Annotated in this window: 6 protein-coding genes and 1 pseudogene; 3 read left to right on the plus strand and 4 right to left on the minus strand. The window is 57.0% G+C overall.

The window, feature by feature from the left end; translation table 11 throughout:
* On the minus strand, positions 1-1979 hold a 1979-nt coding region (locus PH5382_RS18980), incomplete at its 3' end, for an alginate O-acetyltransferase AlgX-related protein (RefSeq protein ID WP_231751942.1).
* Positions 1980-2200: 221 nt separating this feature from the next.
* Between PH5382_RS18980 and PH5382_RS18985 the strand changes: the two genes are divergently transcribed.
* The 3 genes and pseudogenes from PH5382_RS18985 to PH5382_RS20235 form a co-directional block, all read left to right on the plus strand.
* Positions 2201-5386, plus strand: coding sequence for a glycosyltransferase (locus PH5382_RS18985; RefSeq protein ID WP_082645772.1), 3186 nt, complete (start codon positions 2201-2203; stop codon positions 5384-5386).
* Between the two features lie 105 nt (positions 5387-5491).
* Positions 5492-7150 carry a sulfotransferase gene (locus tag PH5382_RS18990; RefSeq protein ID WP_058335956.1) on the plus strand — a complete coding sequence of 553 codons (1659 nt, stop codon included), beginning with the start codon at positions 5492-5494 and terminating at the stop codon, positions 7148-7150.
* Between the two features lie 72 nt (positions 7151-7222).
* Positions 7223-7399: pseudogene (locus tag PH5382_RS20235) on the plus strand (IS3 family transposase); the annotation flags it as partial.
* A 427-nt stretch (positions 7400-7826) separates the two neighbouring features.
* Here PH5382_RS20235 and PH5382_RS20240 read toward each other — a convergent pair.
* From PH5382_RS20240 to PH5382_RS19000, 3 genes are all read right to left on the minus strand, one after another.
* Positions 7827-8195 carry an IS30 family transposase gene (locus PH5382_RS20240; protein ID WP_231751943.1) on the minus strand — a complete coding sequence of 123 codons (369 nt, stop codon included), beginning with the start codon at positions 8193-8195 and terminating at the stop codon, positions 7827-7829.
* Positions 8196-8198: 3 nt separating this feature from the next.
* Positions 8199-8453 carry a helix-turn-helix domain-containing protein gene (locus tag PH5382_RS20245; protein ID WP_231751944.1) on the minus strand — a complete coding sequence of 85 codons (255 nt, stop codon included), beginning with the start codon at positions 8451-8453 and terminating at the stop codon, positions 8199-8201.
* A 154-nt stretch (positions 8454-8607) separates the two neighbouring features.
* A partial coding sequence (locus tag PH5382_RS19000; protein ID WP_231751945.1) for a calcium-binding protein occupies positions 8608-9883 on the minus strand: 1276 nt, incomplete at its 5' end.

Genomic DNA, 9883 nt, shown 5'->3' on the forward strand with positions numbered 1-9883 from the left:
GGAGATTCAGCCTTAACGATACCGTAGTCAATGTTGGGCTGCCAAAGGAAAACAATGCGCGAGAACCGTGAGGCAAACATATCAAGCTGGTGCGAAGTGAAACTGTCGCGGAAGAAAACGCAACTTGGCAGGCTCTTGTCCTCGTTCTCATAGATCCTGCGTTGACCGATGTTGTTGACCTGATTGTTGTCAACCAACCTGAAGCGCGGATTGCGAATGGTGAGGACGGTAGTCGGGCAGAGCACGCCCATCTTGATGCTCAGATCTGCCTCGATATCGCGTTGCTCACTTACGAAGTCGGACACTGGAAGCTCGGGTAGGTCAAGCGCGCGCATTGTTTCGTTGAAAGCGATGAGCGCCCCATCATGGTTCCAGTGCGTGTCACCCCGTACAAAGCTATCCTCACCAAGCAGTGCCATGCGCCGCAGTGGCTCAAGATGATAGCGGTGAAGTACCCGACCTTTCGCTGCAGCCAGTACGTGGCGAATCGGGCGATCTTCGCTTACGGTTATGTTGTCGGGAAGCTGTTCTGCATATACACATTCTTTGTTTGGTGCGACGCTGTAGCAATAGCGATAGCCCATCTGTCGGGCCATCTCGGCACGCTGCTCGAACAGTTCCGCCCAGCGGAATTGAAAGTCCTCAGGCAGCGGGAAGGTGCCCGCGATCTGCTCCTGTACACGGTTACTGTCGGATTTGAGAAACAGCCATCGCTGCTTGCCGTAAAGGATCATCGGATGCGGCGTCTGTGCCGTAACAGTATTTGGATCTGCCAGCATTTCAGCCAGGATATCGGCGCGCACAGGCGACTTCATAGCGCGCCAGAAAGCCACCGTACGGCGCAGGACTGGTTCGAGATTGAACCCATGGATGGTGGCAAGTTTTCGAAGCGTTTCAACGATGTCAGAAATATCATTCTGAGTGAGTTGCGGATGAAAGCCGGGGATGAGACCGCGCAGAATCTCACAGATCCTAGGGTCGACCCGAGCGAGAATTGTCTCAACCGTACTGTCCGTCGGACAGCATCGGTCATCCGAGGTGTCTTTACGCTCTTCCGGGGGCACTTCGGGAGCCACTTCGGGTAATTTCAGCTCTAGTCCTGGAAAGCGGGTGTTCATCCTCTCGATTATCGCAGCATTGCCGCGCCGCAGGTTGGCTAGGGCTGCCGTGGTCAACACAGGTTTACTGCCTGGTACACCAAGCGAGGTCAGGCTTTCAAAGTAAGCCACCACGGCCTGGCTGTCGCGATGTGCCTTGCCGTCATGAGCCTTGAGACATTCGGCACGGAATTGCTGCAGCACTACGATCTGTTCGGCGGACAGAGAGGTGTTCTCGGTAGCAGGCGGCAGCGATAGCGTCTCGTGGTCAGTGAGATCGCGTAGGATACTTTCGAAATCCGTGACGACATCACCACCAACAAGCATGTCACGGTCGAAGTTGTGAACTGTCAGGCTGTCGATGTGCTCAGAGCATCTCCAGCTGTCGAGTATGTTGTCTATCCGGCGCGAATAGACATCAGGTGGGGTGAAACGACTGTCGCCCTTCAGCGTTTGCTGGACCAGTGACAGGTACATGTTATGCGGTGAGCGCACATAGGCGATGACGTCGACACGGTCGATATGGTCGCTGATCTTGCGCATAATGGTCAGCAGGTTTTCGGGGCCGATTTGAAAGAACGATTCCGCGCTCAGTAGCACTGTGTCTGCATCTCCTGCAGCCAAGCCCTTGCGGATCATTTCGATCGTGTTTTGTGCGTTTTCTTCAGCGAGTTTTGCCGACCCGCGCGTGCGCCCGACCAAGGTAACCAGACTGAAATGACCGTTCTTGGGGGTGCTAGTGCCGTAGATGATGCCGTGGCCACGCAGCTTTTCCCGAACATTGTACAAGCTGTTCTGGATGGATGTACTGCCACATTTTCCATCTCCTACATGAACGATGAATCTAGTCATGTAAAAGTTATTTCCTTCAAAATTTACCATCATGTCCCTGCCGTCGCGCCAGGGACATGCCGTATCGTTTTGCAGGGTTTCGCAAGACGATACGGGCGGAGGTCTATAGCGTCAAGTTAGGCAGCAGCAACCCGGAAAATAAGGTGGTATTCCTTGGCAAAATCAACCAAGTGTGCCAGTAAATCTTGCAAATCTTTCCGAGAACGAGTGGCATCCTGGCGCTGCCAACCCAGCACACCCTAAGGATTAGAATGTCTTTTTCACAAAAAGAAATTTCACTTATTACCGATAGCCCACTCTTCGATCCGAATTGGTACAGCAGAACTTACCCCGACGTCGCTCTGACAGGGATGTCGCCTACCGAGCATTTTCTGCGGTTCGGAGCAATGCTGGGGCGCGATCCTGGACCCGACTTTTGCACGGCTGACTACCTTCGCATGTATTCTGACGTGGCGCGCGCCGGAATAAACGCGCTGGTCCATTTCGAGCAATACGGCCGTAAGGAAGGTCGGCGGACCCGGGCCTCCCATAGCCCCGACGTTCGCGGCGGCGGCAATAGTTTCTCCGCATCAAAATTGCAGGCCCCGATCCGCAATTTTGCCACCGAGGCCGAGGCGCGCGAAACCATCAAACGTATCTTGTCCGCCACCTTGGACGGCAAGCCGCAAAAGCTGTTCTCCAGTTTCGATACCGAACTCGAGGATGAACTGCTGTCGGCGGTGGCGATGCTTTATGCAGGCAACCGCCGTCATTTCGAAGGAACCAAGGTCTCGGTAATCATGCCAACCTACAACCGCGGCGACCGGATCGCGCAAGCGCTGCGGTCGGTGCAGGCGCAAACACATGGTCATTTCGAGCTACTGATTGTCGATGACGGCAGTACCGATAATACCCGTGAGGTGCTGGAAGGATTCGCGGATGATACGCGCATCCGAACCTTTTGGAACAACCACAAAGGGGTGAGCGCGGCGCGCAACACGGGGCTCCAGAACGCCACCGGGTCGCTGATCTTTTATTTGGATTCCGATAATGTCTGGGTGCCCGATTTCTTGTCCGCGATGGTCGTGGCTTTCGATATCACCGAAACCGACTGCATGTATGGCGCATCGCGGCTGCAAAATGCCCGCAAGGAAGTGATCGGATATCGCGGCGAGCCGTTCAATTGGGATCAGTGCTTGTCGGGTAACTATATCGACATGAACGTCTTTGGCCATCGCGCCGAGATGGTGAAGAGATACGGCCCCTTTGATGAAACGCTTGAGCGCATGGTCGATTGGGATCTCATCCTGCGCTACACACGCGAGAACGCCGCCGCCTACTGCCCGGTTTTGGGCTGCATCTATTTCGAGGACAGCGATGATGCATCCCGCATCACCACCTCAAAGCCGTACATCTTCCGCAAGATCGTTTACGAAAAAAACAAGATGGGCTTGGCCACTACCGCCGAGACTTTCGACCGGCTGTCGCTGAAATTTGCAATCAAGATCCCTGCTCCCTTCGCGGTGCGCATGGCCTGGGGCGATTTTCACTATGCGGAATCGCTCAAACATGCGCTCGAAAAGCTTGGGCACGAGGTGCGCATCGACTTTCTCGAGGGCTGGGACAAGCACCCCGTGAGATCTACCGATGTGACGTTGGTACTACGCGGGCTTTCGGCCTACGAGCCGAAACCAAGCGAATTCAGCATCCTATGGAACATTAGCCACCCCGACCAGATCTCCTACGAGGAGTATTCGAGCTACAAATTGATCTTCGTGGCATCGACGTCTTATGCGGCGCTCCTCAGCAAGGTTCTGGAGCGGCCCGTCTATCCGCTCCTGCAATGCACCGATTCCAGCCGGTTCAGCTTTCGCGCGCATGAAAATCACCCGGATGATCCGGGGGTCTTCGTGGGCAACTCGCGCAACGAGTTCCGCGAAATCGTGCGCTGGTCGGTCGAAAGTGGGATCGCTATCGATATCTACGGCCAGCGCTGGGAAAATTTTGTGCCAGACGAGATGGTCCGTAAAGACAATGTGCCCAATAACGAGCTGGCCGATGTCTACGCCAATGCACGATTTGTATTAAACGACCACTGGGCCTCGATGCGCGATTTCGGCATTGTGTCCAACCGCATCTTTGACGTGGTCGGATGCGGCGGGCGGCTGGTGTCGGACCGCATCGACTCAATTGACCAACTGCTGGGTGGTGTCGTTGAGATGGTAGACAGCAAGGATGACCTCAAGGCTACGCTGGATACCCCGTTCCCACCGGTGTCGCAGGCGCAGCGCCGCGCCGCCTCGGATCTGGTCCATGCAGAACATAGTTTCGATGCCAGGGCGGCGCAGATCGTCGACCATATCGGCCGTGCCCTGGTCCGTACCAAGGCCGCCGGAGCCCCCCAGAACGAGCATCAGTCCCGCTCCTTTACCCCCGGTCTCATAGGGCGGCGCAAGCGGGTGGGCCTGATTTTGCAGCACGGTCGCGCCTGGCCCACAAGTTCAGCCTTCATCCGGCTGATCGCGCCTCTGACCAGCGATTATGCCAGCACTCGACTTGAGATTGTCATCCTGAACGGGGTGGAGGATCCTCAGCTTGATGAGTGTGACATCTGCATCGTACAGCGCATCGCCGTTCGCGAAGAGGCCGCCGCAAACATACTGCTGAAGCGGCTCAGACTGCTAGGGGTATCGCTCTACGTGGATACTGACGATGCCTTCCACCTGCACGACCAGCACAAAGCCGATGATACCGTGCTGCAGACGCTGATGGCGGCAGCGCGTGAGACCTGGTTCTCAACACCGGCTCTTGAGGCGCTATACAGGCATGTGCCCGGTGCCAAGCGGGTGCTGCGCAACAATCTCGATCCGCGTTTCTGGCGCAATTACCGCAAGCAGGTCAGCACCGCGTTTGATGCCCCCAAGGTGCGCTTTCTTTACATGGGGACCGCCACCCATGACGGTGACTTCCAGGAAGTCCTGCCGGCCTTCGAGCGGCTGGGTCGCGAGATGCCTGATACCTTCGACCTTACGCTGGTCGGTGCGGTGCGCAAGCCGCCGCTGCATGATTGGATCCGGCGCCTGCCCCCCCCTATGGAAAAGGGAAGCTACCCCCAATTTGTGCGCTGGCTATCAGCGCAGGCCCAGTTTGACGTGGGAATCGCGCCGCTGGTTGACAGCCCATTCAATCGTGCAAAATCTGACATCAAGATCCTCGATTACGGTGCAATGGGATTGCTGCCGCTGGTTTCGGAATGCACGGCTTACGACGACGCGATCACCCAAGGGCTGGCGGTGGGCTGCCGCCGGGACGCTGCTGATTGGTACGAGAAGGCCGCAGCCATCATCAAGGATCGCGCCCGCTTTGAACCGATGCGCCAGCAGGCCTTCGAAAATGTGTGGGAACAGCGCAATGTGTTGAAGGCCAGTCACGAAATTGTCGATCTTCTTGTCGGCTGAGCGAGGTGGTGGGGGCCATCCCATCGTTTCAGCCGCCCGTTGGGACGGCACAGACCGTCGCAGGAACCACGCGGCGGAATTGAATAATTTTGGAGGGGCCTGACGATGGCGAAAAAGGCGAGTAAGGCGATTAGCAAAACAAAACGACAGGCGATCGTTGTCCTGGGAATGCATCGTTCGGGCACATCGGCTTTTTCGGGTGTCCTGTCGCTGCTCGGCTGTGACGGTCCCGGACACCCCATGGCCGCCAGCGCCGCCAATCCAAAGGGCTTCTTCGAATCTCAGGAAATTTACAAACTTCACGGTAAGATATTCACGTCTGCTGATAGTTCTTGGTCTGATTGGCGACCGCTCAACGAGACCTGGTTCAACAGCGCCCACGCCAAGCAGTACCAGCAGCGGGCCATAGACACGCTGACGCAGGAGTTCGCAGACTCGCGGCTGTTCGTGTTCAAGGATCCTCGCGTTTGTCGACTTGTCCCGTTCTGGCTCGATACGCTGAAGGCTATGGGATCCAACCCGCTCTTTTTGCATATCCACCGCAATCCGCTTGATGTGGTTTCATCGCTGATGAAACACCACGATCTGACGACTGACCACTGCCTCCTGCTGTGGCTGCGTCATGTGCTTGATGCTGAGCGGTTCACCCGTGGTATGCCCCGCCACTTTGTGAGCTATGCCCGCTTTCTCGACAACTGGGCGCGCGATAGTGCGCGCTTGCAAGAGGGGTTGGGTATTAGCCTGCCGCGCCAGTCCAACCGTGTCACCGCCGAGGTGAATGAATTCCTAGAAGGAGCGTTGCGACACTTCGATACACCACCCGAAAAGGTGCTTGAGGACTCCAACATGAGCGAATGGATCCGAAGCAGCTATGCCATCATGGAACGCTGGGCTATCGATGGGGAAAGCCCCGAAGACTACGCCGCGCTAGATCGAACCCGTCATGCATTTGATCAAGCCGCCCCAGCCATGAGCATGATCGCCTCGAACCGTGACAGTACCCGCCTCAAGCTGCGCCAGATTGAGACGGCGGGGAGCGACCTGCGTAAGCAGGTCACAGATCTCGAATCCCTGGTCTCGACTGAGAAGGCCAATGCCGCCGCCGCCCGTGCAGAGGCCGAGGCGCTGTCGGATACGCTGGCCAAGGCCCGAATGGAACATGATGCGCACATCGCCGCACTTGAGGTCGAGATCAGCGACACCAAAGAGGTGGCACAATCACAAAGAACCGCCGCGAACGATTTGCGCGATGCGCTCGAACAGCAGCAGCTGCTGCTGCGTGAGCGCGTTGCCGAACGTGATAGCATAGAGGTCAATCTGTCCAGGCTCAAAGGTGAGCTTGCGGATACAGGCAAGAAGCTGGCTGAAACAGACGCGCATCGCATTCAGAAACAGGAAGCCGTACGCCAATTGGCCGAGGCGCCGCATACGATCAAACAGGAACGCTTGGCACAGACCGATTTAAAATCCGATCTGGAGAAGGCCCGCGCCGAAGCACAGCGCAACGCCGACCAGCTTTCGGAAAGCGCAAAGGAGCTCCTGGCCAGCCAACAAAGAGTCATACCGCGAGATGCTGATCTACAAAAACGTTTTCAGGAGTTGGCGACAATGACCCGTCTGGTGCAGGAGCTCGAGGATCGTATCGAAGCTGAGCGCCAGCATCGCGAAAGGGTCGAGTATGACAACCTAGCGCTTCAGGCCAGCCACTCGTGGCGCTTGACCGCGCCAATCCGGAAAATCACCCGTCTGTTACGTCGCACCTAACAGTCAAAGTGGAGCTGTCACGGCTAGATGCCGCCCCTTTGAGAGCATTCATTGCACCAAAGGAGAGGAGCACTGGGACTGAAACGAACGAGAGAATTCCGCCAGAATGCAGTGCCGATCGCGCTGACCAGTGGGCCTAGACGCAAGCAGGGGGCTAATGATCTTGGCGCTGGCCTGTGGGTGCTGGCCAAATCGATGACAACCACCCGAGACACGGATATGGCGCCGAAAGGCGATTTAAGCCTCGCTCCCCACGACACATAAATGTGAGCTCAAGTTAGGTTGCGACATTTCTCTATCCTAGTTTTCTGAGTTCATCGGCGCATGTCTCCGATGGTGTTCGCCATCCCAAACACTTTCTAGGTGTTCCATTCAGGCAGTCACAAATCGCCTTCATGTCACGATTTGAGAGTGCCGTCATCGGGATGTCGCGCCGCAAGTATCAGCGCGCACGTTTGTTCAAGTTTTCGACTGCCCCCTTTCTGCCGCCCCCTTTCTGCCAAGGTGCCTGTGGATCACAGAACCAGGCACGTGTTCCGATCCCGCTTTCCAGCTTTCTCCAGCCTGAAAACTCAATCCCGCGATCAAAAGTAATCGACTAGCGGGCGATTTAGGGGAGGGGTTCCATGATATCCATCAGCCTCGCGATGAGATGCTTTGAGCTGCGATCATTGTTTCAGAACAAGACTGCAAAGCCTGTCTTACGCTCGACCAAAGATGCAACGTTGGCTTTGCCGTGTTCACGACGAAAGATCCTCAAATCTCCTTCCCAATCGCCAAATTTCTCACGGGTTTTGATGTGTTCGGGCCTGTTGTGGATTGAGCGTTCCAGTGGGAGCATCTTGCCGCGCGGGCTGTGGGCATAACGAGGTTTTCTCTTTTTGCGGCGCTCCGGTAGGTACCTCGCCAAAGTCTGGGATTGACCATCCGCACTGTAGACATAGGCATAAATCGTTTCATGGCTGACAGAGGTTGCATGGCCTTCGAGCTTCAGGCGGCCAGCAATCTGTTCAGGTGACCAACCCTCTTGGAGCCGATCAATCACAGACTATCGGAGTTCAGGAATACGCACCAGCTCGCGCCGCCGCGCACGTCGTTGGGCTGCCGATTTCTGCGCCAACATTCCGTAATAGCCATTCAGCTGGAGTAGTTCGTCGTCCTTGAAGAAGGTACGCTTGATTTCACGATACACGGTTGCACGATGACGATTTATCCGTCGTGCGATCTCAGTCACTTTGACTTTTCTATGCAAAAGATCTTCGATTGTGCGCTGTTCGGCTAGATTCAACTCGGTACGGTTCATAAACTGTTCTCCAGACTTTCCAGCAGGATAGAGGAAAAGTCGCTTCCCAGTTTAGAATGGGCCCCCTCCATCAATCTGAAAACCTATAATGTGTGTTATGCAAAATTTCTTCGATTGTGCACACCCGGAACAGGCTGGACCAAAACAGCTAAGGTCAGAATAGAAAATCATCAGTCACAATCTCTGCGCGATACAGATCCTCCAGCAGGATCCGGCCACTGCCGGTTCTGATCAGGACATCCGCGCCCTTCTGCTCCAGGGTGAGATCGGCAAAACCATCCGCGCCCAGCTGCAGCCCGCTAAGGTCGATCTGGTCCCGGCCCGGTTTGAAATCCAGAATCCGATCCGATCCGTGACGGCTTTCAAAGACAAAGACATCCGCGCCACCGCCCCCCTTGAGCCGATCATTGCCTCTCCCTCCGATCAGCACATCCTCGCCGCCGTTGCCATAGAGCCGGTCTTTTCCCGCGCCGCCCTCCAGACTGTCAGCGCGCGGGCCGCCATACAGGCGATCATTGCCCTTTTGCCCTTTGAGAAGGTCAGCCCCCGCACCACCATAAAGACGGTCAGCACCGCCATTGCCAAACAGACGGTCATTGCCGCCCTGCCCTTTGAGAAGATCCGCCCCCACGCCACCAAAAAGACGGTCGGCACCGCCATTGCCAAACAGACGGTCATTGCCGCCTTGCCCTTTGAGAAGATCCGCCCCCACGCCACCAAAAAGACGGTCGGCGCCCATGCCACCATAAAGACGGTCAGCGCCACCATTGCCATACAAGCGGTCAGCATCCGCGTTGCCATACAGACGATCGGCATCCGCATTGCCATACAGACGATCAGCGCCTGTGCCGCCGACTAGGTGATCCGCACCGCTGCCGCCAGACAGATGATCCGCATCGGCGCCACCGTTCAGCTGGTCAGCCCCCGCGCCGCCGTTCAGCGTGTCGTTTCCGGTGCCCCCGTCCAGAGTGTCCAGCCCCTCTTCGCCCAGCAGACGATCGGCGCCACCAAAGCCAAACAGTACATCATCGCCGTCCAGACCCTGGATGATATCCGCCGCTGCCCCCCCCTCAAGGTGGTCGGCGCCGCTGCCGCCATATTGGAGGCCATCCTCTTGTGGCGGTGCCAGCGCGACCCGGTCCGGCGGGGGAAAACGCCCATCCCGCCCGATGTCTTGCAGGGGCAGCGCCGTACCCCCCGCCCTGTGCCCCCGAATTTCAGTCCCCCAAAGGGACAGTTCACGCCCGCCGGCGCGCTCTGTAATCTGCACCGGGCCGGCACCATAAGGGCGGGGGATCACCGACAGACCCAGCTGTTCTCCGCCGGGGGGAAAATCAGTCCCCCCCACCCGCCCCGCCACCGCCGCAAAGACAAACTGATCCGCACCACTGCCCCCGGTCAGCACCGTGCCAGCCCCCTGGGCCACCAAC

This window comes from Phaeobacter sp. CECT 5382, from assembly GCF_001457775.1.
Classification (GTDB): Bacteria; Pseudomonadota; Alphaproteobacteria; order Rhodobacterales; family Rhodobacteraceae; genus Pseudophaeobacter.